The sequence below is a fragment of the Rhodanobacter sp. Soil_C_14 genome, assembly GCF_057657335.1.
This window is the reverse complement of sequence record NZ_JBDGIQ010000001.1, coordinates 928,571-955,551: the sequence shown is the minus strand read 5'-3', so window position 1 is coordinate 955,551 and position 26,981 is coordinate 928,571. Positions and strand designations below refer to the sequence as shown.

Genomic DNA, 26,981 nt, shown 5'->3' with positions numbered 1-26,981 from the left:
CATTGCTCACGACTGCGCGTCCGGCAGCCAATGGCGCAACATGACGGCGAGCTTGTCGATGTCGATCGGCTTGGAGAGGTAGTCGCTGGCGCCCATCTGCAGGCACAACTCGCGGTCGCCGGTCATCGCCTTGGCCGTCACGGCGATGATCGGCAGGGTGCTGAAGTCAGCCATGTCGCGGATGTTGCGTATCGTCGTGTAGCCGTCCATGCCCGGCATCATGATGTCCATCAGGATCAGGTCGGGCCGCTCGCCGGTCTGCAAGGCGGCCAACGCCTTGTAGCCATCCTGGGCCATGTCGACCTGCAGACCCCAGCCACGCAGCACCTTGGACAGCGCGAACAGGTTGCGCATGTCGTCGTCCACCAGCAGCACGCGGTGACCGGCCAGCGTGGCTGTGGGAGCCGCCTCCATCGTTGCGGGCGTCGCCGCGGGTCGCGGAATGTCCTGCAGGAACGCTCCCACTTCCTGCAGCAGGCGCTCGCTGGAACGCGCGCCCTTGAGCACGACGGCTTCAGCGTACTGACGCAGTTTCAGTTGTTCGGCCGGGTCCAGTTCGCGCCCCGAGTACACCACCACCGGTGGCATCGCCTTCGGCCGGGCCGACAGGTGCTCCATCAATTCCAGGCCCGACATGCCCGGCAAGCCCAGGTCCAGCACGATGCAGTCGTAGCTGACGTCGGCGATCTTCGGCAGCGCATCCTCGGCCGACTCGGCTTCGTCGACCTCCACGTGGTGGGCGCGCAGCGCGGTGCGGATGGCCTTGCGCGAGGCGGCGTCATCTTCCACCACCAGCAGCCGGCGCCGCTTGCCCTCGCTGAAGCGCAGCAGGCGGTCCAGTGCTTCGGCAATCGCCTCGCGACTGACCGGCTTGGTCAGGAAGCCGACCGCGCCCCGTTCCATGCCGCGCCTGCCGACGTCGTTGACCGACACGAAGTGGACCGGGATCGAGCGCGTGGCCTCATCCACCTTGAGCCGGTCCAGCACCGTCCAGCCGTCCATTACCGGCAACGACACATCCAGCAGGATGCCCGACGGATGATGCTCGCGCGCCAGTTGCAGGCCGGATTCACCGTCCATCGCGGCCAGCGCCCGATAGCCCCGGCGGTGGATCAGGTCGATCAGGATGCGCACGAAGGCGGGGTCATCCTCGATCACCAGGATGGTGATCTGGCCCCGCAGCAGCGATTGACGGTCGTCCTCGATGGCGGCGGGCAGCAGTGCCGACGAAGCGATGCGCCGGGTCTGCGTGCCGTGGGCGGCTTCCGCCTCGACGACCGGCGTGGCGGTGGCCGGCGGTGTTTCCGGCAGCAACAAGGTGAACTGGCTGCCGCGTCCGGCTTCGCTGTGCAATACCACGTCGCCGCCCAGCAGCTGCGCCATCCGGCGCGAGATCGCCAGGCCCAGGCCGGTGCCGCCAAACTGGCGGCTGGTGCTGGCGTCGACCTGCTCGAAGGCGTTGAAGATGCGCTCCAGCTTGTCCGGCGGAATGCCGATGCCGGTGTCGCTCACGGTGATCGCCAGCAGCGGCTGGCCGGACAGCGCCGCAGGAATTTCCAGGTCGGTCCGCGGGCGACCGATGTGCAGGTTCACCGCTCCGCTGGCGGTGAACTTGAACGCGTTGCTGAGCAGGTTGTTGGCGATCTGTTCGACCTTGCCGCCATCGGTGGCAATGACGTCGGGCAGCCCCGTGTCGATCGTCATCTCGAAGTCCAGATGCTTGTCGCTGGCGACGTGGGCGAAGTTGCGCTGCAAGCGCCTGCCGAGCTCGGCGAGCGAAACCTCCTCGACCATCAGCTCCATCTTGCCGGCCTCGACCTTGGACAGGTCCAGGATGTCGTTGATCAAGTGCAGCAGGCTGTTGCCGGCGTCATGGATGATCTGCGCCGATTCAATCTGCTCGTCGTCGAGGTTGCCGGTGTCGTTGTCGGCGAGGCTGCGCGACAGGATCAGCAGGCTGTTCAGCGGCGTGCGCAGCTCATGCGACATGTTGGCCAGGAATTCGGATTTGTACTGGCTGGCCCGCGCCAGCTCGACGGCCTTTTCCTCGGTTTCCTGCTGCAGCTCTTCCAGCACGACCTTCTGCCGGTTCAGGCTCTCGGTCATTTCGCGCAGCTCTTCGTTGGAGGAGCGCAGCTCCTCGGCCTGCACGCGCTGCTCCTCCTCCGACGCGATCAGGCGCTGCGACTGCTCTTCCAGCTCGGCAGTCTTCGTCTGCAGCGTGGCGTTGCTCTCGTGCAGCACCTCCTTCTGCTGGCGCATCACCAGTTCGGACAGGCGCAGTTCGTCCGCCTGTTCCTGCGTCTGCTGCAGCAGGCCCTGGGTATGCACGGCCTGGTTGAGGTTCTCCAGCGCCAGTGCCACGATCGGCAACAGTTCGTCCAGCAGCTGCCGCTGCAGAGCGGTCAGCGCGGTGAAGCTGCCCAGCTCCAGCACGCCGATCAGGGTCTCGCGATAGATCACCGGCAGGATCGCGACATGGGTGGGCACCGCCTCGCCGCTGCCCGAATCGATGCGCAGGTAATCGGCCGGTACCTGGTCCAGGATGATCGCCTTGCGATCCACCGCGCACTGACCGACCAGCCCCTCGCCGGGCATGTACTGGTCGGCGGACCGGTTGCTGAGGCGCAGGCCGTAGCTGCCCAGCAGGTCCAGTCGATGACGCGCGTCGTCGAACGAGTAGAACAGGCCCAGCCCCGCGTTGCACAGCGGCACCACTTCGCTGGTCAGCCAATGGGCGAAGTCCTTGTGGGTGGTGGCCTGCAACAGCACCTGGGAAATGTCCGCCACCCTGGAGCGAATCCACGACCGCGCATCGGTGTCCAGCGACATCTGCTTGAACACCTGCAGCGCGCGGGCGATCTCGCCGACCTCGTCGCGGCGATCCAGCCGGCGTATCTCGAAGTCGTGGTTGTGATGGGAGAGCTGGGTCATCTGGTCGGTGAGCCGGCGCAGCGGGCGGATCACCAGTTGCGAGGTCAGCCGGATGACCGTGATGCCGAGCAGGATGCCGAGCAGGATGGAAAGCGCGTTGAGCGCCTTGGTGTTGCGCAGGGTCTGGTCCAGCTGCTGGTTGCGCAGGGCCAGCAGGTGGTTTTCTTCGCCGGCCATCTGATCCAGCGCCGCGGACATGTCCTCGACGCGCACGGTGCGCCCGGCAATGTATCCGGTCTGGATGCGCTGACGCTCCAGGGCGGCGTCCGGGGCGCCCAGGTCCAACCGCTTCAACGGGGTGATGCCCAGGTCGACCACCTCGCGTTGCCAGCGGCTGGCCATGGCGGCCACGGCATCGAGCCGGCCCTGTTGCAAGGGGTTGTCTGCCACCAACTGGCGCAATCCGCGAATGCGCAGGTCCAGCTCGCGCGTGGACTTCTGGAACAATTCGAGCTCGTTGGCCGAACCCGCCAGCAGATAGCCGCGCGCGCCCACCTGGCCGGTCTGCGCGGCGCGTTGCACCGTGTCGATCTGCAGCAGCACCTGATAGGTATGGCTGGCCCAGTGCCGGTTGTTTTCCTGCGTCTGCAGGGAGTGCAGGGTAATCACGTTGGCGACCAGGAACACGCCCAGCAGCAGGCCGATGGCCAGCATCATCTTGCGCGTCAGTGGCTGGTTGGCCAGCCACGAGATCTTCCTGCGGTAACCGGGCTGCTGCGAATTGTGGGTGGCCATGGCGTTGTCCGATACCGGCGAGGTGGGGTGCCGGTCGGCGACCCGTCCTCAGGGTAGCCGCTGCGCCGACCAAACCCCAACCGCGTGCCGTGGCGAATTCAGCTCCGGGCCAGCCACCGGCTTCACCGCCCGCCGCTCAGCGGCGTGAGCGCAACGGAACGATCGAGCCCCGACGCAGCGCCATCACCAGCAGGCCCACCGTGCACAGCAAAGACAGCCCCAGGGCGACCACCGAAGCCTCCGCGCCGAACACGCCGCCGCTGAGCCAGTCCGGGCCGCTGCGGGTGGACACCAGCCAGCCGTCGGCGTCAGTGCCCGAAACAGGGATGCCGTAGATCGTGCCCTGGGTGAAATTCCATGCCGCGTGCAGGCCCATGCACAGCGGCAGCGAATGCGTCAGGTGGTACAGCAGGCCGAACAGCAGGCCGGCCTCGATCGCGATCGCCAGCGAACTCCACAGCGTGGCGCCGGGGTTGCCCAGGTGCACCGCGCCGAAGAACAGCGCCGAGATGATCAGCGCGGCCCAGGTGCCCATGCCTTCCTCGACGATGCGGAACAGCACGCCGCGGAACATGATCTCCTCGCCGATGCCCGCCCCCAGCCCCACCACCAGCAAGGCCGGCAGCCATACCGCATCCGGGTTGGTGCCGGTCACCTGGTAGCTGCCCAGCAGGTACATCACGCCGACGATGATGCTGAAAAGCACCACGCCGAACGCCACGCCCAGCAGGCCTTGCGGCAGCAGCGTGGCTGGCGCCAGTTCGCGCATGCGCCGGCGCTCGATCCATTTCACCAGGATCAGATAAACCAGCAGCGGGATCAGGGCGCGGATGACGAACTGGCCGAAAGCGCGTTCCAGCGGCGGTGAGGCCTTGCCCAGACCCAGCAGGTGCAGCACGGCGCCAGCGGCAAAACTCAGCGCAATGAAGAGCGCGATGAAAATCACGATGCGCGCCCCGGCCGAATACACCAGCCAGCGTTTCCACGCGGGTGCATCGGCGGGCGTGACGAAGGCGATGGCTGGCTGCGGCATGTGCTGGTTTCCCCCGGTTGGAATCAGCGCAGGTTAGCGGTCGGGCGCCGGGTTGCCCAGTGACGACCGTCATGCCGCCGGGATCTAGACGTCGACGGCCGCCGCATGCTCGCGCGTGTTGGCGAAGCGCACCTGCGGCCAGCGCTCCTGCGCCAGCTGCAGGTTGACCCGGGTCGGCGCGATGTAGACCAGCTCGCCGGCGCCGTCGATGGCCAGGTTCATCGCGTTCTTCTCGCGGAACTCCTCCAGCTTCTTCTCGTCGTCGCAGTGCACCCAGCGCGCGGTGCTGACGGTGACCGGCTCGAAGGTGGCGTCGACGTTGTACTCGTCCTTCAGCCGATAGGCGACCACCTCGAACTGCAGCACGCCGACCGCGCCCAGGATCAGGTCGTTCGACATCAGCGGGCGGAAGAACTGGGTGGCGCCTTCCTCGGACAGCTGCGCCAGGCCCTTCTGCAGCGCCTTCATCTTCAGCGGATCGCGCAGCCGCGCTCGGCGGAACAGTTCCGGGGCGAAGTTCGGGATGCCGGTGAAGGAAACCTGTTCGCCCTCGGTGAAGGTGTCGCCGATGGTGATGGTGCCGTGGTTGTGCAGGCCGATCACGTCGCCGGGGTAGGCCGTCTCGACGATCTCGCGATCGCTGGCCATGAAGGTCAACGCATTGGCGATGCGCACTTCCTTGCCGGTGCGCGTCTGCACCATCTTCATGCCGGCGTTGTAGGTGCCCGAACACACGCGCATGAAGGCCACGCGGTCGCGGTGCGCCGGGTCCATGTTGGCCTGGATCTTGAACACGAAGCCGGACAGCTTTTCCTCTTCCGGCTCGATCGCCCGCGAGGTCGTGTCGCGCGGCTGCGGCGACGGCGCGTGCTCGACAAAGAAGTCCAGCAGCAGCTGTACGCCGAAATTGTTCACCGCCGAGCCGAAGAACACCGGCGTCTGCCGACCGGCCAGGTACTCGTCGAGGTCGAACGAGGGCGCGGCGCCCTGCACCAGTTCGAGTTCCTCGCGCAGTTCGCGCATGGCCTCCTCGCCGATCCGTTCGACCAGGCCCGGGGCCTCCAGGCCCTTGAAGATGGTGGAGTCCTGCCGGGTGAAATTCTTGCCCTGCTCGAACACGTGCACCTCGTCCAGCGCCAGGTGGTACACGCCCTTCAGCCGCTTGCCCATGCCGATCGGCCAGGTCAGCGGGGCGCAGGCGATGCCCAGCACCGACTCCACCTCGTCGAGCAGCTCGATCGGCGAGCGACCCTCGCGGTCGAGCTTGTTGATGAAGGTCATGATCGGCGTATCGCGCAGCCGGCACACCTCCATCAGCTTGATCGTGCGTTCCTCCACGCCCTTGGCGCAGTCGATCACCATCAGCGCCGAGTCCACCGCGGTCAGCACGCGGTAGGTGTCCTCGGAGAAGTCCGCGTGTCCCGGCGTGTCGAGCAGGTTGACGATCTTGCCTTCGTACGGGAACTGCATCACCGACGAGGTCACCGAAATCCCGCGCTCCTTCTCCAGCGCCATCCAGTCCGAAGTGGCGCTGCGCGACGTCTTGCGGCTCTTCACCGAGCCCGCCAGCTGGATCGCGCCGCCGAACAGCAGCAGTTTTTCGGTCAGCGTCGTCTTGCCCGCGTCAGGGTGGCTGACGATGGCGAAGGTACGGCGACGGCGGGTTTCCTGGAGATGGCTGGACATGGAGGTGTGTCAATGGGGACGCGAACCGGCAATTGTAGCGTGGAATGCCGATGGCCCCGGACGCCGTGTTACGCTTGCCCCGGTTGTGCCGGCTTGGCCGGCTCGACCACACCCCTTGGGGAGTAGCCTGCCTCGTTGCGACGAGGCGTCTTCGTCAACATGCTCGGCGTCCATCCGCCGTGGCGAAGACACCGATTCCGGTTGGCGAGACCAGCGGTTCACGGCGCCACGGAGGTCGGGCGCGCCGTGCTGCCGTTGCGCCTGGCCCGACCACAAGGCATTGCATGAATCCTGTTTCCATCCTGTTGCTCGGCTTCGCCATGTCCACCGACGCGTTCGCCGCGGCGATCGGCAAGGGTGCGGGCATGACGCGCCCGCGGCTGTCCCAGGCCATGCGCGCCGGGCTGATCTTCGGTGTCATCGAGGCGATCACGCCGGTGGTCGGCTGGCTGCTGGGCAGGGGCGCTTCGCGCTATATCCAGGCCTGGGATCACTGGGCCGCGTTCGCCCTGCTGCTGGCGCTGGGTCTGCACATGATCTGGAACGGCGTGAAGCCGGAGTCGGACGAACCGGCCGACGAGACGAAGAAGCATGGCTTCATCGGCCTTGCACTGACCGGTCTGTCCACCAGCATCGACGCGCTGGCCGTGGGCGTGGGGCTGGCCTTCGTCGATACGCCGATCGCCGTGGTTGCCGTGGTGATTGGCCTGTGCACGTTCAGCATGGTCACGCTGGGCATCATGCTGGGCCGCGTGCTTGGTGCGATGGTGGGTCGACGCGCCGAGGTGATTGGCGGCATCATCCTGATCGGCGTAGGCGCGGTGATCGTGTACGAGCACCTGTCGGCTTGAGGTCACGCCGGCGCGGGGGGGCACGCGCGCAGCACCTTCATGGCGCATGCACGCCGCGCATGTGAACGTGGAGTGGAGGCGCGAGTGACACCATCGCGCATGCCATCTCTGTCGCGTTGCGGGGAGGCCATATGGGCCAGAGACTGCAAGGAAAGAGCGTCCCGATCCTGTCGATGGACGGCGTCGCGCTGACGCGGATCATCCCTGGCAGCGCCGGCCCCGTGTGGGTGCCCATGCCCGGCACGGCAGCCGGGAATCCGGCAGCGGCTGTTCTCATCGGCCTGGGCCACCAATGAAGTTCGTGTCGAGCCTGATCTCGTTCGTTCAAGGGCGTGGCGGTGGCGTCACTCCCTTCCGCAACTGGCTGCCCCTGGTCGCCGCGTCGAGCGCGATCGTCATCGTGTTGTTCAGCGTCGTCGCGGCGAACCGGATTCGCGTGCTCGACCAGCAGTCGGTGCGTTCCCAGCTCAAGGCCAGCCTCGATGCCGCCGCCGATCTCCTGCAGGTGCTGTACAGGAACCAGATCGAAGCTACCGCCGCCATCGTGAAAGACCCCGAGTTGATCGACCTCACCCGGGCGTTTTCGCTGAGTCCGGCAGACGCCGGGGCGCGTTCGAGGATGACCGCGTGGGCGGCCCAGCGCCAGACCCAGTACGGCTTCAGGATCTACGTGCTCTACAGCCCCGCGGGCACGATCCTCGCCGTGGATGATCCGGTGCATGTCGGCGACACTTCGCAAGTACTGACCGCGATGCTGCCCAGGCTCGACACCGACGGCTATGCGGTTTCCGCACCGTTCCGCGCAACCAAGCTGTCACGTCGGGCGAAGGCAGAGGGTGACCGCGACTTCGTGCAACTGGCCTGCCGCACCGTGGCTGACGGGGCGCAGGTACTGGGCTACTTCTGCATCGGGTCCAACCCGCGCAAGTTGCTGTTCCCCCTGCTTGCGGCCGGCTGGCAGGGAGAAACCGGCGAGGCGATGCTGATCGGTCGCGATGCGCGCCTGCGCACGCCGAGCCGCTTCGAATCGGCTTTCGAAGGAAATCCGTCGACGCCGCAGGGCAATCATGTCAGCCGCCTGTACGCCCGCGTGCCATCGAGCCATTCGGCGACATCGGACAAGCTGCCGCTTCCGCTGGGCAGCGATCCGCCGACGCGGCTGGCGCAGGCAGTGCTGGCCTCGAACGGCGGCGAGAGCTGGTTCATGGACGACTACCTCGACTACCGCCGGGTCCCGGTGGTGGGCGCGGGCCAATGGCTGCAGGGCATGAATCTTGGCCTGATCGTGGAAATCGACGAGTCCGAGGCTTATCGACCTTCCCGATTCGCTGCGTTCTGGGTCTACGCCCTGGCGGCGACCGCGGTGACCTTGTTGTTGCTGCTGTCGTACCGCGACGCACGTTTGCGTCGCGACATGCAGCGCAGTGAGGCACGGCTTGTCAGCTTCTTCAGCAACGCGCCCGCCTACATGTGCATCCAGGCCGCCGATGGAAGGTATGTGCAGACCAACTCCCGATTTGATTCGATAGCACCACTGATTGGTGTCTTTGTCGATGCCGCGGGCTACGAAACCACCGAGTCGGAGGGTCGGGCTCAACGCGAGCGGCAGCGTGACGAAGTGCTGCGGACGCGCGAGTCCGCGCGATTCGACACCAGCTTCATCGACGCCCAGGGTCAGACCAGACACCACCAGCTGGTGCGGTTTCCCATCGAGGTGTCGGGTGAGAAGGCGCCGGTGGGCGTGGCCACCGTCGGCGTGGACAACACCACCGAGGTTCGCGCCAGCGAGGCGCTGCGGCGCTTTGCCGACGAACTCGAGGCCAAGGTCGGCGAGCAGACCGTCAAGCTGGCCGGCGAGCGTGAGCGCCTCCAGATGATCCTGGATACCAGTCCGATCAATATCGACTTCTCGGTGGACGGGAAGATCAAGTTCGCCAATCCCCGGTTCATGAAGACCTTCGGAATGGGGCCGGGTGACGACTGGCGTCGTCTGTACGTGGACTTGCGCGAACGCGAAGACCTGATGGAGATCATCCGGCGCGACGGATTCGCCAGGAACGCGGAAACCCACCTGCTGGTCCGCGATGGCAGCGTTCGCGACATGCAGGGCACCTATGTTCCGCTGTCGTTCGATGGCGAGGACGGCATCATCGGCTGGCTGGTCGACGTTACCGAGCGCAAGCGTGTCCAGGGCGAGGTGCTGCGGGCGAGGGACATTGCCGAGGAGGCGACTCGCGCCAAGAGCGACTTCCTGGCCAACATGAGCCACGAGATACGCACGCCGATGAACGCGATCATCGGCATGTCCTACCTCGCCCTGCAGACCGCGCTGGACCCGCGCCAGCGCAACTACATCGAGAAAGTCCACCGCGCCGCCGAGAACCTGCTGGGGGTGATCAACGACATCCTCGACTTCTCGAAGATCGAGGCAGGCAAGATGGCCATGGAATCGGTCGACTTCCGTCTGGAAGACGTGATGGACAACCTTGCCAACCTCGTCGGCCTGAAGGCCGAACAGCGCAACCTCGAACTGCTGTTCGAAATCGCTCCGGACGTGCCCACCGCGCTGGTCGGCGACCCGCTGCGACTGGGGCAGGTCCTGGTCAACCTGGGCAACAACGCCGTCAAGTTCACCGAGAAGGGCGCGGTGGTGGTCAGCGTCGAGAGGGTTGCCATGAAAGGCGACCAGGTCCAGCTGCATTTCCAGGTGCGCGATTCGGGAATCGGCATGACCGGCGAACAGGTCTCCGCGCTGTTCCGGTCGTTCTCCCAGGCCGACAGTTCGACCACGCGCAAGTACGGCGGCAGCGGCCTGGGCCTGGCCATTTCGCGCCGGCTGGTTGGCATGATGGGTGGCGAGATATGGGTCGACAGCGAGCCGGGCCAGGGCTCGACCTTCCACTTTCATGCGCTGCTGGGCGTACAGGCCATGCCTTCGCTTCGCCCCGAGCTGTATGCCGACGATCTCAACGGATTGCGCCTGCTGATCGTCGACGACAACCCCGTGGCACGCGAAATCCTGGCGACGATAGCCACCGAGTTCGGCGTGGACGTCGATACCGCCAGCGGTGGTGGCCAGGCACTGGTGATGATTGCCGAGGCCGCGGCGGCGACCGGTGGTCATCCCTACGACGTGGTGCTGACGGACTGGAAAATGCCGACGATGGATGGTGTGGAAACCATTCGCCGCCTGCAGGAATACACCGCCATGACGTCTTTCCCCGCGGTGATCATGGTGACCGCCCATGGTCGCGATGAAGCACTCGATGCGGCGGCAAGAAGCGGCGTCCGGGTCCAGGCCGTGCTGACCAAGCCGGTGACCTTCTCGTCGTTGTTCGACGCCGTGGTCGAGGCGCTGGGCAAGGGCAAGGTTGTCGACTCCCGCGTCCATCGCAAGGCCGAACGCAACAGCGAGGCCTTGCGTCGGCTGCGTGGCGCCCGCGTGTTGCTGGTGGAGGACAACGACGTCAACCAGGAGCTGGCCAGGGAGATCCTGACCCAGGCCGGGATGGAGGTGATGGTCGCCGGTCACGGCCAGGAGGCGCTCGACATCCTGGGCCGGGACAGCCATTTCGACGCGGTGCTGATGGACTGCCAGATGCCGGTGATGGACGGCTACGAAGCCAGTCGGGCGATCCGCGCCCAGCCTGCGCTGGCGGGATTGCCGATCATCGCGATGACCGCCAACGCGATGATCGGCGACCGTGAGAAGGTCATCGATGCCGGCATGGTCGACCACATCGCCAAGCCACTGCGCGTCGCCGACATGTTCGCGACGCTGGCGAAATGGGTCAGGCCTGCCGCTTCGTCAACTGCTGCCGTCCAGAAGAGCGCCATGCCGGCGCAGGAAATCCCGTCGTCCGGCATCACCGGCCCGACTGCCAGCCCGCTGCCGCCGTTGCCGGGCATCGACGCGAAGATCGGCCTCGCCGCGGCGATGGACGACGTGGCGCTGTACACGCGCCTGCTGACGATGTTCCGCGACAGTCAGCGCGATTTCGAAACACGCTTCCTGAAGATGTCGGGGCAGGGCGATCCGGCCGATCGACAGCGTGCGGCGCATACCCTGAAAGGCCTGGCCGGCACCCTGGGTGCACGGGCGCTGGAGACGTGCGCCGCCGCACTGGAACTTGCCTGCATCAACAGTGCGGGCGCGGACCGCATCGTCGATTTGCTTCAGCGTACCTGCGTCGAACTGGACAAGGTCATGGCTGGCCTCGCCGCCCTGACCACGCATGAGCCGGAGGCGCTCGCCGTGCCTCCCAGCGCGGACCCGGAGTACCTGCAGGGACTGGTCCAGCACCTGCGCATCCTGCTGCTCGATGGCGACGCGGAGGCTGCCGCGGTGATCGAGGAGATCCTCCGGCTCACCGGAGGGACTTCGCATGCATCCGCTTTTCATGACGTGGCGCGTGCCATATCGGCTTTCGATTTTGAGGCAGCGCTGACGGCGCTCGATGCGCTTTCGCAGTAACGCGCCGATCACGGATTTTTTGCCCGGAACCCATGCGTGTATGTTAGACAGGTTCTCAGGGAATGTAGCCGCGAAGCAACGGAGACAGGCAATGAGCGAATCGGAAACCCGGGAAGTCGTGCTGGCCATCGACGATACCGCGGAAAACCTCGCCCTGATCAGCGAGGTGTTGCGCGGGGAGTTCAAGGTGAAGGTCGCCCCTGGTGGTGCGCGCGGATTGCAACTGGCGCAGGCGTCGACGCCACCAGATCTGATCCTGCTCGACATCATGATGCCGGAGATGGATGGCTACGAAGTGCTGCGGCAGCTTCGGGCAGACCCGCGGACACGGGACATCCCGGTGATCTTCCTGACCGCGATGAGCTCGGTCGAGGAAGAGCGCCGCGGCCTGGAGCTGGGCGCCGTCGACTACATCACCAAGCCGATCAGTCCGCCGCTGGTGCAGTCGCGCGTGCGCAACCATCTGCAGCTCAAGGCGGCGCGCGACTTCCTGAAGTACAAGAGCGAGTTTCTGGAGCGCGAGGTGCAGCGGCGCACGCGAGAGGTCACGATGATCCAGGAGGTGACGATCCGCGCCCTGGCATCGCTGGCCGAAACCCGCGACAACGATACCGGCAACCACATCCTGCGCACCCAGCATTACGTGAAGCTGCTGGCGCAAAAGCTCGCCCGTCACCCGCGATTTGCCGCCTTCCTGACCGAAGGCACGATCGACCTGCTGTTCAAGTCGGCACCGCTGCACGACATCGGCAAGATCGGCATTCCCGACCGGATTCTGCTCAAGGCGGGCAAGCTGACGCCGGACGAATTCGAAATCATGAAGATGCACACCACGCTGGGCGGCAACGCCATTGCCAACGCCGAAGCCGCCATCGGCGAGGAGATCGGCTTCCTGCGTTATGCCAAGGAGATCGCCTACAGCCACCAGGAATGGTGGGATGGCAGTGGCTATCCGAAGGGCCTGAAGGGAGACGAGATACCCATTTCGGCGAGGCTGATGGCCGTGGCGGACGTGTACGACGCACTGATCAACAAGCGCGTATACAAACGGGCGATATCCCATGAAGAGGCGGTGCAGGTCATCCGCGAAGGACGCGGAACGCACTTCGACCCGGACATCGTCGATGCCTTCCTAGGCTGCGCGGACGGCATCCGCGAGATCGCGAACCGCTACAAGGAGTCATCGCAGGTCCTGGTGCGGCAGGCCGAGCGGATGATCACGGACCTTGGCGGCGAAGAGATCGAGATGTAGGGGAGCAGCGGCCCTGTCCGGGTTCACGCCGGATGATGCCTGCTCCGGCGCTGCGCGCATCCCCGTTGGTCAAGCTGTCACACAGGACCCTCCGTGCCGGGCTCCATGCCCCGTGCCGCCGCTCGGGGTTCCGGAAGACCGAAACGCGACGAGTGCGAACGTCACTTCCGGGAAGATTCCCGGCACGTTTTCACACATGCCTTTGCTTGCGCCGGAACATTGCCGGCGTGAGGCCCGCGTGGCGGACAATCGCGTATTCCTGCCGAGGGCGCCTGGTGCCAACATTGCAGGCCTGGAAAAGGCGAACGCACATGATCCCATTCACAGCAAGCTCTATCACGCCACGGTCGCGGCGCGCCTGCTTGGTCGACGCACTCACGGGGCGGCTGCCGGCCGGGCCGAGCTGCAGAGTATGCGTGCGGACATGATCGCGGGAACTCCCGTACAGAAGGGCTTGAACATGTCGATTTGGGAATTGAGGACACAGTTTCCGGACAAATTCGCTCCGCTCGTGCCCAGCGACGCGCAGGTAAATTCGGGGGTCTTCGAATTTGACGGCACGCCCAGGCAATGGAAGCGGCGGCCAGTCGTCGAGGTTTACCAGGAGGGCCGGAAGAAGGATCACCTGCCTCGCGGCGATGTCAGCCTGCTGCTGGCCGGCTCTTTGGTGCTCAGCCAGAAACCTGTCGACGCGCTGGGGCCCTTTCTGGCGCAATTCGGGCAATTGCTTGAAGCAAAGGTGGACGACAAGGTCGAGTATTTCTACAACGTCACGCGGGTGATCGACTGCATCGATCCTGATCGCTCCGAGCGGCGCTCCTCCGGGTCTATCGTCAAGGAGGCTTTCAGGGCCGATGCATTGCCGGTCGGGCCAACGGTCTTCAAGGATCCGCGAACGGCGCGCATCCGAATCTATGTCAATGACGAAGCCAGGCAGGTGCTGGAGGCGAGTATCGCCGCGAATGGCCTGACCGGCTTTGAACTGGCTCAGCTCGGCGCCGGTTGAAGTTCCCGTTGGCCATGTGTGCACCTGTGCCGTCTTGATCTGTTGGCCGGTACCGGATCGCCATCATCCTTCGACACGAACACAAAAGCCCGGTAGCAACTCCCGGGCTTCCGCATTTGACACTGAGGCAGGATCAGGTGGCGGTTGAGAACGAAGCCTTACTTCGCCTCCTTCTCCATCAGCTTGTCGACCATGCTGGCCGGCACTTCCTGGTAGTGATCGAAGATCATCGAGAAGTTGCCGCGGCCGCTGGTGGCCGAGCGCAGGAAGTTGATGTAGCCGAACATTTCCGACAGCGGCACGAAGCCCTGCACGAAGGCCGACGTACCCTTCTGGCCCTGGTCGGTGATGGTGCCGCGGCGGCGGTTGATGTCGCCGATCACGTCGCCCAGATAGGTCGCCTCGGTGACCACCTCCAGGCTCATGATCGGCTCCAGCAGCTTCGGCTTGCTGAGCTTCTGCGCTTCGCGGAAGCACTGGCGGGTGGCGATCTCGAAGGCCAGTGCGGAGGAGTCGACGTCATGGAACTTGCCGTCGATCAGGCGTGCCTTGAAGTCGACCACCTCGTAGCCGGCGATCTGGCCTTCGCACGATTCGGTCTTGATCGCATGTTCTACCGCGGGGATGTATTCGCGGGGCACGCGGCCGCCGACCACCTCGTCGGAGAACACCACGCCCGAGCCCGGTTCGCCCGGCTCGAAGATCATCTTCACCTCGGCGAACTGGCCCGAGCCGCCGCTCTGCTTCTTGTGCGTATAGGTGTGCTCGACGGTCTGGCCGAACGCCTCCCGGAAGCTTACCCGCGGCTTGCCCATGCTCGCTTCCACGCCCAGTTCGGTGCGCATGCGGTCGATGGTGATTTCCAGGTGCAGCTCGCCCATGCCCTTGAGCACGGTCTGGCCGGTTTCCTGGTCCACTTCCATGCGCAGCGAGGGATCGGCTTTGACCATCTTGTAGAGCGCGGTGGACAGCTTGTCGACGTCGTTGCGGCTCTTCGGCTCGACCGACACGCTGATCACCGGGTCGGGGAAGCGCATGCGCTCGAGCAGCGCCGGGTGCGCCGGGTCGCTCAGCGAGTCGCCGGTCTCGGTGTCCTTCATCGAGACGAAGGCGCAGATGTCGCCCGCGCGGACCTCGTCGATCTCTTTCGTGTCGTCGGCCTGCACTTCGACGATGCGGCCCACGCGCTCCTTCTTGCCCCGCGTCACGTTGAGCAGGGTGTCGCCCTTCCTGATCACGCCGGAGTAGATGCGGCAGAAGGTCAGCGTGCCGAACTGGTCGTTGATCACCTTGAACGCCAGCGCGCGCGCCGGCGCGTCGTCGGTCACCGCCTGTTCGCCGACGACGTTGCCGTCCTCGTCGACCATCGCGATGCCGCCGTTCTCGCCGGGGTAGGGCAGGTAGTCGACCACGGCATCCAGCAACTGCTGCACACCCTTGTTCTTGTACGACGAGCCGCACAGCACCGGCACCAGTTCACCGGTGACGGTGCCCTTGCGGATGCAGCGCTTGAGCACGGCCGGGTCGAATTCGCCGGTGTTGATCAGGTGTTCGAACGCGTCGTCGTCCAGCGCCAGCGCGCTTTCCAGCAGGTCCTCGCGCAGCTTGGGCAGGTCGGCGATCCACGCGTTGTCGGCGTCGGAGCCGAACTTCAGGCGGTCTTTCAGCTGTTCCAGCGGCACGCTCTCCCACACGCTGTCCTTGTCGTCGGAGGCCCAGATGTAGCCCACGCCGGCGACCAGATCGGCCATGCCCACGAATTCGTCGCTGCTGCCCAGCGGCACCTGGCACAGCAGGGCGTTGGCGCCCAGGCGCTCGCGGATGCCCTTCACGCAATGCGCGAAGTTGGCGCCGATGCGATCCATCTTGTTGACGTAGCACAGCCGCGGCACCTTGTACTGGTCGGCCAGGCGCCAGTTGGTCTCGGTCTGCGGCTCCACGCCGGCGACGCCGTCGAACACCACCACGGCGCCGTCCAGCACGCGCAGCGAGCGGTTCACCTCGATGGTGAAGTCGACGTGTCCCGGCGTGTCGATGACGTTGATCTGGTGGCCCTTCCACACCGCCGACACCGCGGCCGACTGGATCGTGATGCCGCGCTTGCGCTCCTGCTCCATGTAGTCGGTGGTGGTGGAACCCTTGCCTTCCTTGGTGTCGTGCACGTCGACGATCTGGTGCTTCTTGCCGGTGTAATACAGCACGCGCTCGGTGGTCGTGGTCTTGCCCGCGTCGATGTGCGCGATGATGCCGATGTTGCGGTACAGATTCAGGGGTTTGTTGCGGGCCACGGGCAGAACTCCATAGGGCGGCACGATGACGTGTCGGGAACAGACGGCTCAGATGCCGTCTGTTGCAGGGATTTTCAATGCAGGCGGTGCGACGGCCACGCCGTCAGCCGGACAGCAGGTCCTCGTAGAACGCGCCGAACGGTTCGGTGGGGTGCGCGATCTGGATCTCCAGTATCCACAGGTCGCGTGACGGCGGCGCGCCCAGGTCGGCCAGGTTGCCGCCCTTGTGGATCGCGTGCGGGAAGTCGCCCACCCGGTGGCCCTTGGTGGCCTGGTTGAAGCGCCAGCCCATCGCGGCGGCGCGCGCCTCGGCGAACGCATACAGCGCCTGGCCGCTCAGCCCCTGGCCACGCCAGGCGCCGGCTACCTCGTGGAACAGCGCGCGCGCCGCCTCGGCGCAGGCCTGCTGTTGCGGGGCATCCCCGATCACGAAGGTGTCGCCGACGTCGCCTTCGTGGCCGTCGAAGACCAGGCCCAGGTCGATGAAATAGCTGTCGTTTTCGCCCAGCCGCACGTCCGGATCGGAGGCTTGTCGGTAGGCCTTGGTGGTATTCGCGCCGATGCGTACCAGCACCGGATGCCACAGCCGCTCGCAGCCCAGTTCGCGGAACACCTCCATCGCCTCGGCCTTGGCCTCTTCCTCGCTGATGCCCGGTCGCATGCGCTGGCGGATGCCGTGCAGGGCGTCCCAGCTGCGCTCGCGGGCGCGCTGCATCAATGCCGGGTCGTAGCGCTGGCCGACCGCTTCGCGGGGGAGTGAAGTCATGGGTGACGGACCATCAGGCCAGGTGGATCAACACCAGCGCGACCAGCGCGGGCAGCGCCTGGAACCACAGGATCTTCCGCGCCGCGGTCAGTCCGCCGTAGATGCCGGCGATCAGCACGCAGACGAGGAAGAACAGCTTCACGCTGAAGCCGGCGCCGCCGTTGCCCAGCAACAGTCCCCACACCAGTCCGGCAGCGAGGAAGCCGTTGTAGAGCCCCTGGTTCGCTGCCAGCGCCTTCGACTGTTCGGCGAACTCCGCCGTGATGCCGAATGCGCGGCGCCCGGACGGCCGCGTCCACAGGAACATCTCCAGCACCAGGAACCACAGGTGCAGCAGCGCAATCAGCGCGATCACGATGTTGGCGGCAACGGACATGGCGGGTTCCCTGGCTGGCGAGAGGAGTGGCTGGTCCGCAGTGTTGCAGTCGAGCCGGTCGCCCGCAATCACGACCTCTCAGCTCGGTGCGGCGTCGCGCCGGAAGGTCACCACCAGCACGTCGCGATGTGCCGCTTGCGCGGGATCGAGCGGGGTCACCGCGGTCACGCCGTGGAAGACGCGGTGGTCGTCGACCAGGGCGGCATCCAGCGGGTGGGTCAGGGTGAACTGGCCGACTTCGCGGCGATCGGCCGCGTGGATGGTGGTGGTGCCGCGCTCGATGTTCTCGCGGTCGATCAGCAGCACCAGCACGTAGTCGACGCCGTCGCGGTGCACGCCTTCGGGGGTGGGCTCGCCGGCCTCGTCCGCGCGGGCCTCGATGCGGAACTGGTGCACCTCGACATGCCAGTGGCGCACCTGCGGCGCCAGCGCGCCGAAGCGCTCGTGGCAGAACGCGAGGATCCGGCGCAGGCTGGCGCCGTCGGCGATCGCCGGCAGCACCGGCTCGAACCAGCGCAGGATGTCGCCCTGCAGCGGGTTGTAGTGGAGGCTCTGGTAGTGCGGCTGGTGCGCTTCGGCGCGCACGCCGTATCCGGCGTCGGCGGAGAAGGTGGCATGCCGGCGCCGGCGATGGCGACCGCTGGCGGCCAGGTAGCCGTCCGGCGCCAGGTCGTTCCAGCTGGTGACGAAGGCGGGCCAGTCGGTCAGCGCCGAGGCGGGCAGCAGGTCGCGCATGATGTCGGCGGTGACGAAGGCAAAACCGTCGCGCTGCAGCCGGGCATGCAGGGCGGACGTGTCGGGGTGGGGAGTCATCGGCATACGTTAGCAGGACGCGGAAGGCGCGGCGACGGCCTTGCACCGCCCGGGGTGGCCGCGGTTGCGAGGCGGTTCAGCGGGCCGGATGCCGGGTCGAAAGGCGCTTTTTGGTCTTTTGCGAGGTGTATCCATATATACGTCTAGATGTTTAGACGTCTATTGACAGTTGATCGGCAAGGCCTCAAGATCCGCCTCACTCATCGAGACCGGCTGAGGGACAGGCCCTTTGAAGCCGGGGCAACCTGCGGAACGTTTCCGCCACGGTGCCAACTCCTGCGGGGATGCTTCGGCATCCACCGGTAGATGGGCGTGATCCGGTTCGCGGCGTGCTGCCGTCGTGCCATGGATGACGACCTTTCCGGTAGCTCGCAGGGCGATGCCGACCGGAGAGCGCGAGATGACCTTCCTGCCCGAAGCCCGCTGTATCGAGACGCGCTGTAGCGGCGCCGCCGACAGCGCGTCCCCGTCTTCCATCGAGCCGCGCGCCCGCCTCACCGCCCAGCGCGGCACGCGCCGGCTGCAGCTCAGCCCCAAGTACGGCGCCGGCGCGCGCGCGGTCGAGGTGAGCTATGCGTGGCATGGCGCGGCAGGCGCGCCCACGGTGATCGTGCAGGGCGGCATCTCGGCCGATCGCGACGTCAGCGGCCCGGCCAGTGCGGCGGCCCCGGGCTGGTGGCAGGAGCTGGTCGGCGACGGAGCGGCGATCGACCTGACCCGCTGCCGGGTGCTGGCGATCGACTGGCTGACCCCGGCGCAACTGGGCACCGCGTCCATCTCCAGCGAAGACCAGGCCGACGCGCTGGCCGCGCTGCTGCGCGAGCTGGGCCTGACCCAGGTGCACGCTTTCGTCGGCTCGTCCTATGGCGCGATGGTGGGGCTGGCTTTCGCTGCCCGCCATCCGCGCCAGCTGGAACGGCTGGTGCTGCTGGCCGGCGCCCATCGCGCCCATCCGCTCAGCACCGCCCAGCGCAGCGTGCAACGCGGCATCGTGCGGCTGGGCCAGGCCAGCGGCCACGTCGATGAGGCGCTGGCGCTGTCGCGGCAGCTGGCGATCACCACCTACCGCGGCAGCGCCGAATTCGGCCGCCGCTTCGCGGGTGCCCCGGCATTCCGCGACGATCGCTTCCACTTCCCGGTCGAGGACTACCTGGAGCACCAGGGCCGCCGCTTCGTCGAGCGCTTCGACGCCGACCGTTTCCTCGCCCTGTCCGAGTCGATCGACCTGCACGACGTGGCGCCCGAGCAGGTGCCCACGCCGACCACGCTGATCGGCTTCCCCTCCGACCGGCTGGTGCCGCTGGCCGACCTGTGCGAACTGCAGCGTCGCCTGCGCGGGCCGGCCACGCTGGAAGTGGTCGAGTCGCCGTACGGCCACGACGCCTTCCTGAAAGAACCCGAACAACTCGCCCCCCTGCTGCGCGAAGCGCTGGCCCTGTAGGGCGGGCATTGCTCGCTCCTCAACGCGCCGATGGGCATCGCCCGCCCTGCAACAAGAACACCATGCACACGATCCGGAGATTGTCATGAGCGATACCACCGCCCCCTGTACCCGCGCCGTGCGCGCCGGCATCGAGAGCGACACCCAGCACGGCGCGGTGGTGCCGCCGCTGCACCTGTCGACCAACTACAGCTTCGATGGCTTTGGTCGCAAGCGTGCCTACGATTACTCGCGCAGCGGCAACCCGACCCGCGACCTGCTCGGCAATGCGCTGGCGGAACTGGAGCAGGGCGCCGGCGCGGTGGTGACTTCCAGCGGCATGTCGGCGGTGGCGCTGGCGCTGGAGCTGGTGCCGGCCGGCGCCACCGTGCTGGCGGCGCACGACTGCTACGGCGGCACCTGGCGGCTGCTCGATGCGTGGGCGAAGAAGGGCCGCTTCACGGTCGAGTTCGCCGATCTCACCGATCCCGTGTCGCTGGCCGCCGGCCTGGCGCACAAACCGGCGCTGGTGTGGGTGGAGACGCCGTCCAACCCGCTGCTGCGGATCACCGACATCCGCCATGTGGCGCAGGCCGCGCATGCGGCCGGTGCGCTGCTGGTGGTCGACAACACGTTCCTGTCGCCGGCGCTGCAGCAGCCACTGACGCTGGGTGCGGACGTGGTGGTGCACTCCACCACCAAGTACATCAACGGCCACAGCGACGTGGTCGGTGGCGCGGTGGTGGCGCGCGACGCGGCGGTGTTCGACCAGCTGAAATGGTGGGGCAATTGCAACGGCGTCACCGGTGCGCCGTTCGACAGCTACCTGACCCTGCGCGGTCTGCGCACGCTCGGCGTGCGCCTGCGCCAGCACCAGGAGAACGCGGCGCGCATCGCCGAGCATCTGAATGGCCATCCAGCCGTCCGTACGGTGTATTACCCCGGCCTCGCCAGCCACGCCGAGCACGTGCTGGCGGCGCGTCAGCAGCAGGGCTTTGGCGCCATGCTCAGCTTCGAGTTGGCAGGCGAGGTGAGCCGGATCGAGGCGTTCGTCGACGGACTCGAATATTTCTCGCTGGCCGAATCGCTGGGCGGCGTGGAAAGCCTGATCGCGCATCCGGCCACGATGACGCACGCGTCGATGGCGCCCGAGGCGCGGCGCACCGCCGGCATCGCCGACAGCCTGCTGCGGCTGTCGGTCGGCATCGAGGACGGCGACGACCTGTTGCGCGATCTCGACGCGGCGCTGGCCCGCGCCGCGGCCGTGCAGACGTCCAAACGCCGGGTGCTGGCATGAACGCGGTGCTCGACCCGGCAGCTATTGTGGGAGCGGCTTCAGCCGCGATTGCCACGCCGCGATCCATCACGGCTGAAACCGCTCCCGCAAAAACCGCGGCACCGGCCATCGCGATCGTGCTGCTCGGCACCGGCGTGGTCGGCGGCGCGCTGCTGAAGCTGCTCAACACCACGGCCGCGGCTTCACTGCGGCTCGTCGGCGCGGCCAATTCGCGGCGCCAGCAGACCGATCCGCTGCAGCTGGCCCATCGCGGCCTGCGCGAACGGTTGAACAGCCACGGCGATCCGCGCGACAACACCGGCCTGCTCTCCGCGCTGGATGCCAGCGACGCGGCGATCAAGGTGATCATCGACGCGACCGCCAGCGCATCGCTGGCCGCGCGGCATGCCGAGTGGCTCGGCCGCGGCTATCACGTGGTCACCGCGAACAAGGCGCTGGCCGGCGGTGAATTGCCCGGCTGGCGCGCACTGCAGGCAGCGACCGCGAACGGCGGCTGTTACGGCGATTCGGCCACGGTCGGGGCCGGCCTGCCGGTGCTGTCCACGCTGCGTCGTCTGCGCACGTGCGGCGACAGCCTGCTCACCCTGGAAGGCGTCTTCTCCGGCTCGCTGTCGTGGTTGTTCAACCAGTACGACGGCAGCCGTCCGTTCTCCGCGCTGCTGCGCGAAGCGCGTCAGCTCGGTTACACCGAACCCGATCCGCGTTCGGACCTGTCCGGCGAGGACGTGGCGCGCAAGCTGCTGATCATCGCCCGCAACGCCGGCTTCTCGCTCGGCACCGACGAGGTCGACGTGCAGGGCCTGGTACCCGAGTCGCTGCGTGCGCTGGATACCGCATCCTTCCTCGCGCGTCTGGAAGAGCTGGACGAACCACTGGCAAGGCGGCACGCCGAAGCGAAATCACGTGGCGGCGTGCTGCGTTTCCTCGCCCGTCTCAACCAGCGAGGTCACGCCCGCGTCGGACTGGCCGAGGTGGCGCATACCCATCCCGCGGCGCGGCTTTATGGCACCGACAACCAGTTCGCGCTCACCACGACCCGTTACCACGCCCAGCCGCTGGTGATCCAGGGGCCGGGTGCGGGGCCCGAGGTGACCGCGCAGGCCTTGCTGGGGGATGTGCTGGCGCTGGCGTGAGTCCGCTTCGGCGCCAGCTTCCGCCAGTCATTTGGCCGCGATCGCCTCGACCTGGATGCGCAGCGTCACGTCCATGCGGAAGCCGTAGGCTTTGCCCGCGTCCATGCCGTAAGCATCGCGCTTGAACGTGGCCAGTGCATCGGCACCACAGACTTCGCGCTTCAGCATCGGATGCGGCATGCACTTGAAGCTGTTGATCTTCAGGACCAGCGGATGGGTGACGCCGTGCAGGGTCAGCTGGCCGGTGACCCGGGTCGGCGCGCCGTTGACGAAATCGACCAGCTTGCCGGTGTAGTGCGCCTGCGGGTACTTCGCCGTGTCGAACAGTTCCCCGCCCTGGGTGCCTGCGTTGAGCTGGTCCTGGCCGAAATCGGCGCTCTTCATGTCGACGGTGACGTCCACCGTGCCGGTACCGGCGGCCTTGTCCAGCATCACCGTGCCGCTGCTGTGATTGAACTTGCCGCGCCACACCGACAGCCCGCCCATGTGGTCGGCCTCGAAACTGGGATAGGTGTGATCGGGATCGATGTTGTACTTGACCGTGGCGGCGCTGGCGCCGGTGGCAAGCGAGAGCAGGGCGACCAGGCCCGTGGCGTTGATCAGGGTGCGAATGCGGGATGACATGGGCGACTCCGTTTGCTGTGGTGGCATGCAGCCGAAAGTGGATGCTTGTGTGGGCGACGAACGGAGCGCGGCGTTTTCGACACGATGCGCTTGTGCAAACGAAAACGCACGGCAGGTGCCGTGCGTCAGATGGCAAAAACGGGGATAGGGCTATTGAGTTGAGGTTAGCCATGTGGCGCATCTAGCGCATTGAGCGTGGATTTGACTGCTCTTATTAATACATCGGGCCAATCTCTCAGCCCAACTTGCTCTATCTCATTATTTCCGCGTTCATAAAAAAAGGCGATTCGCCATCCCTTTTTTGGGGTTCCATCACTTGTGTCCCATTCTGAAAAGCCGGGAGCGATGATGAAATTTCCGATACTTAAACCACTATGTGTATAGGCGTTTCTTATGTCGTAAAGGATCATGCATTTTTTCTTAGGGTCTTCTATGGTGCGAATTCTGACATTATTTTGTGTGTCGATCCTCGTAACACGTATGCTGTGAAATAAATTTCTTCTTTCTTCATCCGTCATGATCGAATTTATGAATCTAAAGAAAGATGATTTTGTCCCGTAAATTTCTAGATACTTTTGATGTATTTCTTTGGCGGTTTCGACGCAATTTTTATCATTTTTCATGTCGCCGATAGCCGCGGAACATTCATCAGCCTTAGACTTGTCCCTAAGCCAAGACTGAAAATCTTGATATTCTTCAGGCTGGCCGAGCAAATCGAAACATGTAAGAAGTAGATGGATGCGAAGCGCGTCAAAGTGTAGCCATGGATCAAGAAGTTGTTTCGGATCTATTTTTCTCAGTCCTCCCCAGGGACGTGAAAATTGCCCCGACAAGCCAGTAATCATCTCGATAAATTCTAGTCTTTCGCGCACGCGTTGTGCGTTAGATGGGGCATCGCGCGAGAATATTTTCATTGGGTCTGGAATTTTTTTTGAAAGGCGTCGTTCGTCAGTGCCCGGTGACCCGCTCGGCGGTTTCCTCGTCCGGCGGCACCAGCGGCGCATCCGGATCGTCATGCGCTTCCATCCGCGCCGCTTCCACCGACGGCGTGCGCCAGCCGGACTTCACGCCCCACAGGTAGAACGCCAGGCCGATCACCGCGACCAGCAGCAGGTCCCAGCCATACGGCAGGTAACCCTTGCCGCCGAAGGTGGTGCTGCCGGCCCACGACACCACGGCCAGCGCGGGCAGGTAGCAGACCAGCCACCAGGCGCCCTTCATCTGGCGCCCGAAGTCGTGCCAGCCGGCCTTGGCCTGGTAGTAGAAGTACACCGGCAGCGCGACCACCATCAGCAGGATGATCTCGCCGGTCAGCGGCCACTTCGCCCAGTACAGCAGCTCGGTCGACATGATGAAGGCGATGCCGGCCAGGATCGGCAGGCCGGCCAGCCGGAACGGACGGTGCAGTTCCGGCGCGGTGCGGCGCAGCGTCATCACGCTGACCGGACCGGTGAGGTAGGAGATGATCGTGGCCACCGAGATCACCGCCGCCAGCGAACCCCAGCCGCGGAAGAAGAACAGGAACAGGAACGACACCGCCAGGTTCACCCACATCGCCGGACGCGGCACGCCCCATTTCGGATGCACCCGGCCCAGGATCTTCGGCAGCGTGCCGTTGCGCTCCATGCCGTAGAGCATGCGCGCGGTGGTGGCGGTATAGGTCATGCCGGTGCCGCTGGGGCTGATCACCGCATCGATGAACAGCAGGGTCGCCAGCCACTGCAGGCCCAGGATGATCGCCAGATCCGCGAACGGCGACGAGAAGTCGATGCCGTGCCAGCCCACGTTGGCCAGCATCTCGCGCGGCACCGCGCCGATGAACGAAACCTGCAGCAGCACGTAGACCACGGTGGCCAGCGCGATCGAGCAGACGATCGCGAACGGAATGCTGCGCCCCGGGTTGCGCGCTTCGCCGGCGAGGTTCACCGGGCTCTGGAAACCGTTGAAGCTGAACACGATACCGGCGATCGCCACCGCGGTAAGGATCGACGGGAAGTCGGTCTTGTGCAGTTCGCCGTGGATGCCGACGCTGAAGTTCTCCGGGTGAAAGCCGGTCATGATCAGCAGCACCGCGGTGAGCGCGGGGATGACCAGCTTGAACAGCGTGATCGCCGTATTCGAGCGCGCGAACAGCTTCACGCTCCAGAAGTTGAACAGGAAATACATCACCACCAGCGCTGCCGCAATCAGCAGGCCATTGGTGCTCAACTCGCCGTGGCCGCCGGGCACCGAGTGATACAGGTCCTTCGCCCAATCCCACTTCCACGACGACATGTACTGCGCCGACGCTTCGGCCTCCACCGAGATCACCGAGACGATCGCGATCCAGTTCGCCCACGCCGCGATGAAGCCGACCAGCGAGCCGTGCGAGTAATGCCCGTAACGCACCATGCCGCCGGACTCGGGGAACATCGCGCCCAGCTCGGCATAGGTCAGCGCAATCGTCATGATGATCGCCGCGCCCAGCACCCAGGCCCAGATCGCACCGGGACCGGCGATCTGCGCGGCACGCCAGGCGCCGAACAACCAGCCCGAACCGATGATGGAGCCCAGGCCGGTAAGCATCAGGGCGAACGGGCCGACGTCGCGGCGAATCGCGCGTTCTTGTGTCATGGAGGTTCCCGTAGCGGCGCCGAGCACGCCGTAAAGGGGTCGATGGTTGCAGAATCGGGCGGCGGATGTCACCTGTCGGTGGTCATGGAGCCCGTTTTGCTCTCCTTCCTGGGGGAAAGGATGGCTCTTGATCCGGCTTCTTGAGCCGCTGCGCGTCGGTTGTTATCGCAATGATCGAGGGCCGAAGCTTTCGTGCGCCTGCGGCACTCGAAAGCCCTTCGCTTTTGTCGGCGGAAATTCCGCGACGCAGCCTCAGCACTCGATGACGTTGACCGCCAATCCGCCCCGCGAGGTTTCCTTGTACTTGTCCTTCATGTCGCGACCCGTATCGCGCATGGTCTTGATCACCTTGTCCAGCGAGACGCGATGCTTGCCGTCGCTCTTCAGCGCCATGCGGCTGGCGTTGATCGCTTTCACCGAGCCCATCGCGTTGCGTTCGATACAGGGGATCTGCACCAGGCCACCGATAGGGTCGCAGGTGAGGCCGAGGTTGTGTTCCATGCCGATTTCGGCGGCGTTCTCCACCTGCATCACGTTGCCGCCCAGCGCGGCGGTGAGGCCACCGGCGGCCATCGAGCAGGCCACGCCGACTTCGCCCTGGCAGCCGACTTCGGCGCCGGAGATCGAGGCGTTTTCCTTGTACAGGATGCCGATGGCGGCGGCGGTGAGCAGGTATTCGATGATGCCTTCGTCGTCGGCCTTGGGACAGAAGCGCAGGTAGTAATGACCGACGGCGGGGATGATGCCGGCGGCGCCGTTGGTGGGCGCGGTGACCACGCGGCCACCGGCGGCGTTTTCCTCGTTGACGGCGAGCGCATAGAGATTGACCCAGTCGAGGATGGTCAGCGGATCTTTCAGCGCGGCCTCGGGCTGGTTGCGCAGGTCTTCCAGCATCGCCGGTGCGCGTCGTGTCACTTTCAGGCCGCCGGGCAGGGTGCCGGGCGAACGCAGGCCGCGTTCGACGCAGTCCTTCATCGCCTGCCAGATGGTCAGCAGGCCGGCGCGGGTTTCTGCCTCCGGGCGCCACACGCTCTCGTTCGCCATCATCAGCTGGGCGATGGTCAGCTTGTGCTGCTTGCACAGCGCCAGCATTTCGTCGCCGCTGGTGAACGGGTAGGGCTGGGCGGTGGTGTCCGCCACGATACGGTCTTCGGCGGCCTCATCGGTATTGACCACGAAGCCGCCGCCGACGGAGTAATAGTCGCGGCTGGCCAGTTCGTTGCCGTCGGCGTCGTAGGCGGAGAAGCGCATGCCGTTGGTGTGGAACGGCAGCTTCTGGCGCTTGTTGAAAACCAGGTCGGATTTCTCGTCGAACGCGATCTCGTGGCTGCCGAGCAGGCGGATGCGACCGGTGCCGCGGATGCGCTCCAGCGCCGCGGGGATCTGGTCGGCGTCGACGGTGTCCGGATGCTGGCCCTCGAAGCCCAGCAGCACCGCCTTGTCGGTGCCGTGGCCGCGGCCGGTCATCGCCAGCGAGCCGTACAGTTCGGCGCGTACCCGGGTCACGCGGTCGAGTACGCCCTTCTCGTCCAGCCAGCGCTCGGCAAAACGCGCGGCGGCGCGCATCGGGCCCACGGTATGCGAGGAGGAGGGTCCGATGCCGATCTTGAACAAGTCGAATACGCTGACGGCCATGAGTGCGCTGCTTGGGTGTGGGTTGACCGGTTATTCTACGCGGCG

At 65.8% G+C, this 26,981-nt stretch carries 18 protein-coding genes and 1 riboswitch; of the genes, 7 read left to right on the top strand and 11 right to left on the bottom strand.

All coding sequences use genetic code 11. From position 1 onward, the window contains the following. Positions 1-6: 6 nt before the first annotated feature. The 3 genes from AC3A56_RS04425 to AC3A56_RS04415 all read right to left on the bottom strand — a co-directional run bounded on the left by AC3A56_RS04425 (position 7) and on the right by AC3A56_RS04415 (position 6,388). Positions 7-3,669 carry a response regulator gene (locus AC3A56_RS04425; RefSeq protein WP_487769462.1) on the bottom strand — a complete coding sequence of 1,221 codons (3,663 nt, stop codon included), beginning with the start codon at positions 3,667-3,669 and terminating at the stop codon, positions 7-9. A 136-nt stretch (positions 3,670-3,805) separates the two neighbouring features. After that, positions 3,806-4,702, bottom strand: a complete 897-nt coding sequence (locus AC3A56_RS04420) for a CPBP family intramembrane glutamic endopeptidase (protein WP_487769461.1) — start codon at positions 4,700-4,702, stop codon at positions 3,806-3,808. An 84-nt stretch (positions 4,703-4,786) separates the two neighbouring features. Then, a complete protein-coding gene (locus AC3A56_RS04415; protein ID WP_487769460.1) occupies positions 4,787-6,388 on the bottom strand; it encodes a peptide chain release factor 3 in 1,602 nt (533 codons plus the stop codon). Between the two features lie 284 nt (positions 6,389-6,672). Here AC3A56_RS04415 and AC3A56_RS04410 point away from each other — a divergent pair, with 284 nt between their 5' ends. The 4 genes from AC3A56_RS04410 (at position 6,673) to AC3A56_RS04395 (ending at position 13,971) form a co-directional block, all read left to right on the top strand. Continuing rightward, the gene (locus tag AC3A56_RS04410) at positions 6,673-7,239 is read left to right on the top strand and encodes a manganese efflux pump MntP (protein ID WP_056716225.1); all 567 of its coding nucleotides are present in this window, start codon (positions 6,673-6,675) and stop codon (positions 7,237-7,239) included. A 301-nt stretch (positions 7,240-7,540) separates the two neighbouring features. Continuing rightward, on the top strand, positions 7,541-11,713 hold the full coding sequence (locus AC3A56_RS04405; RefSeq protein WP_487769459.1) for a hybrid sensor histidine kinase/response regulator: 4,173 nt from the start codon (positions 7,541-7,543) through the stop codon (positions 11,711-11,713). Beyond that, positions 11,697-12,965, top strand: coding sequence for an HD domain-containing phosphohydrolase (locus tag AC3A56_RS04400; RefSeq protein ID WP_487769458.1), 1,269 nt, complete (start codon positions 11,697-11,699; stop codon positions 12,963-12,965). The genes AC3A56_RS04405 and AC3A56_RS04400 overlap by 17 nt, the downstream gene beginning before the upstream one ends. A 196-nt stretch (positions 12,966-13,161) precedes the next feature. Continuing rightward, the gene (locus AC3A56_RS04395; RefSeq protein WP_487769457.1) at positions 13,162-13,971 is read left to right on the top strand and encodes a hypothetical protein; all 810 of its coding nucleotides are present in this window, start codon (positions 13,162-13,164) and stop codon (positions 13,969-13,971) included. A gap of 158 nt (positions 13,972-14,129) precedes the next feature. Here AC3A56_RS04395 and fusA read toward each other — a convergent pair whose 3' ends face one another. The 4 genes from fusA to AC3A56_RS04375 all read right to left on the bottom strand — a co-directional run bounded on the left by fusA (position 14,130) and on the right by AC3A56_RS04375 (position 18,214). Next, positions 14,130-16,259, bottom strand: coding sequence for an elongation factor G (fusA, locus tag AC3A56_RS04390; protein WP_487769456.1), 2,130 nt, complete (start codon positions 16,257-16,259; stop codon positions 14,130-14,132). A 103-nt stretch (positions 16,260-16,362) separates the two neighbouring features. Further along, positions 16,363-17,025, bottom strand: a complete 663-nt coding sequence (locus AC3A56_RS04385) for a M24 family metallopeptidase (protein WP_487769455.1) — start codon at positions 17,023-17,025, stop codon at positions 16,363-16,365. A gap of 13 nt (positions 17,026-17,038) precedes the next feature. Continuing rightward, on the bottom strand, positions 17,039-17,401 hold the full coding sequence (locus tag AC3A56_RS04380) for a DUF1304 domain-containing protein (protein ID WP_487769454.1): 363 nt from the start codon (positions 17,399-17,401) through the stop codon (positions 17,039-17,041). Between the two features lie 78 nt (positions 17,402-17,479). Continuing rightward, positions 17,480-18,214: a 2OG-Fe dioxygenase family protein gene (locus tag AC3A56_RS04375; RefSeq protein ID WP_487769453.1), complete on the bottom strand. Its 735-nt coding sequence runs from the start codon at positions 18,212-18,214 to the stop codon at positions 17,480-17,482. A 197-nt stretch (positions 18,215-18,411) separates the two neighbouring features. After that, positions 18,412-18,527, top strand: a riboswitch (SAM riboswitch). Positions 18,528-18,614: 87 nt separating this feature from the next. Between AC3A56_RS04375 and metX the strand changes: the two genes are divergently transcribed. From metX to AC3A56_RS04360, 3 genes are all read left to right on the top strand, one after another. Continuing rightward, the gene (metX, locus tag AC3A56_RS04370) at positions 18,615-19,655 is read left to right on the top strand and encodes a homoserine O-succinyltransferase MetX (RefSeq protein WP_487769452.1); all 1,041 of its coding nucleotides are present in this window, start codon (positions 18,615-18,617) and stop codon (positions 19,653-19,655) included. Positions 19,656-19,740: 85 nt separating this feature from the next. Beyond that, positions 19,741-20,931: a cystathionine gamma-synthase gene (gene metB / locus AC3A56_RS04365; RefSeq protein ID WP_487769451.1), complete on the top strand. Its 1,191-nt coding sequence runs from the start codon at positions 19,741-19,743 to the stop codon at positions 20,929-20,931. Then, positions 20,928-22,064 carry a homoserine dehydrogenase family protein gene (locus AC3A56_RS04360; protein ID WP_487769450.1) on the top strand — a complete coding sequence of 379 codons (1,137 nt, stop codon included), beginning with the start codon at positions 20,928-20,930 and terminating at the stop codon, positions 22,062-22,064. The genes metB and AC3A56_RS04360 overlap by 4 nt, the downstream gene beginning before the upstream one ends. A gap of 27 nt (positions 22,065-22,091) precedes the next feature. On the opposite strand, the gene AC3A56_RS04355 is transcribed toward AC3A56_RS04360, so the two are convergent. From AC3A56_RS04355 to AC3A56_RS04340, 4 genes are all read right to left on the bottom strand, one after another. After that, positions 22,092-22,688: a YceI family protein gene (locus tag AC3A56_RS04355; RefSeq protein WP_487769449.1), complete on the bottom strand. Its 597-nt coding sequence runs from the start codon at positions 22,686-22,688 to the stop codon at positions 22,092-22,094. 164 nt (positions 22,689-22,852) lie between these two features. Next, entirely contained in the window at positions 22,853-23,704 is an 852-nt protein-coding gene (locus tag AC3A56_RS04350) for a hypothetical protein (protein ID WP_487769448.1), read from the bottom strand. Beyond that, complete coding sequence (locus tag AC3A56_RS04345; protein ID WP_487769447.1) at positions 23,637-25,301, bottom strand: APC family permease; 1,665 nt, start codon at positions 25,299-25,301, stop codon at positions 23,637-23,639. Before AC3A56_RS04345 ends, AC3A56_RS04350 begins: the two co-directional genes overlap by 68 nt. A 252-nt stretch (positions 25,302-25,553) precedes the next feature. Further along, on the bottom strand, positions 25,554-26,936 hold the full coding sequence (locus tag AC3A56_RS04340; RefSeq protein WP_007807684.1) for an L-serine ammonia-lyase: 1,383 nt from the start codon (positions 26,934-26,936) through the stop codon (positions 25,554-25,556). Between the last annotated feature and the right edge of the window lie 45 nt (positions 26,937-26,981).

What these genes read in the sequence shown, in the direction of transcription:
- AC3A56_RS04425 (WP_487769462.1), bottom strand. Translation starts at nt 3,669, where the DNA reads ATGGCCACCCACAATTCGCAGCAGCCCGGTTACCGCAGGAAGATCTCG.
- AC3A56_RS04400 (WP_487769458.1), top strand. Translation starts at nt 11,697, where the DNA reads ATGCGCTTTCGCAGTAACGCGCCGATCACGGATTTTTTGCCCGGAACC.
- metB (WP_487769451.1), top strand. Translation starts at nt 19,741, where the DNA reads ATGAGCGATACCACCGCCCCCTGTACCCGCGCCGTGCGCGCCGGCATC.
- metX (WP_487769452.1), top strand. Translation starts at nt 18,615, where the DNA reads ATGACCTTCCTGCCCGAAGCCCGCTGTATCGAGACGCGCTGTAGCGGC.
- AC3A56_RS04350 (WP_487769448.1), bottom strand. Translation starts at nt 23,704, where the DNA reads ATGACGATCCGGATGCGCCGCTGGTGCCGCCGGACGAGGAAACCGCCG.
- AC3A56_RS04395 (WP_487769457.1), top strand. Translation starts at nt 13,162, where the DNA reads ATGCCTTTGCTTGCGCCGGAACATTGCCGGCGTGAGGCCCGCGTGGCG.
- AC3A56_RS04340 (WP_007807684.1), bottom strand. Translation starts at nt 26,936, where the DNA reads ATGGCCGTCAGCGTATTCGACTTGTTCAAGATCGGCATCGGACCCTCC.
- AC3A56_RS04385 (WP_487769455.1), bottom strand. Translation starts at nt 17,025, where the DNA reads ATGACTTCACTCCCCCGCGAAGCGGTCGGCCAGCGCTACGACCCGGCA.
- AC3A56_RS04375 (WP_487769453.1), bottom strand. Translation starts at nt 18,214, where the DNA reads ATGACTCCCCACCCCGACACGTCCGCCCTGCATGCCCGGCTGCAGCGC.
- AC3A56_RS04345 (WP_487769447.1), bottom strand. Translation starts at nt 25,301, where the DNA reads ATGACACAAGAACGCGCGATTCGCCGCGACGTCGGCCCGTTCGCCCTG.
- AC3A56_RS04410 (WP_056716225.1), top strand. Translation starts at nt 6,673, where the DNA reads ATGAATCCTGTTTCCATCCTGTTGCTCGGCTTCGCCATGTCCACCGAC.
- AC3A56_RS04355 (WP_487769449.1), bottom strand. Translation starts at nt 22,688, where the DNA reads ATGTCATCCCGCATTCGCACCCTGATCAACGCCACGGGCCTGGTCGCC.
- AC3A56_RS04360 (WP_487769450.1), top strand. Translation starts at nt 20,928, where the DNA reads ATGAACGCGGTGCTCGACCCGGCAGCTATTGTGGGAGCGGCTTCAGCC.
- AC3A56_RS04415 (WP_487769460.1), bottom strand. Translation starts at nt 6,388, where the DNA reads ATGTCCAGCCATCTCCAGGAAACCCGCCGTCGCCGTACCTTCGCCATC.
- AC3A56_RS04380 (WP_487769454.1), bottom strand. Translation starts at nt 17,401, where the DNA reads ATGTCCGTTGCCGCCAACATCGTGATCGCGCTGATTGCGCTGCTGCAC.
- AC3A56_RS04420 (WP_487769461.1), bottom strand. Translation starts at nt 4,702, where the DNA reads ATGCCGCAGCCAGCCATCGCCTTCGTCACGCCCGCCGATGCACCCGCG.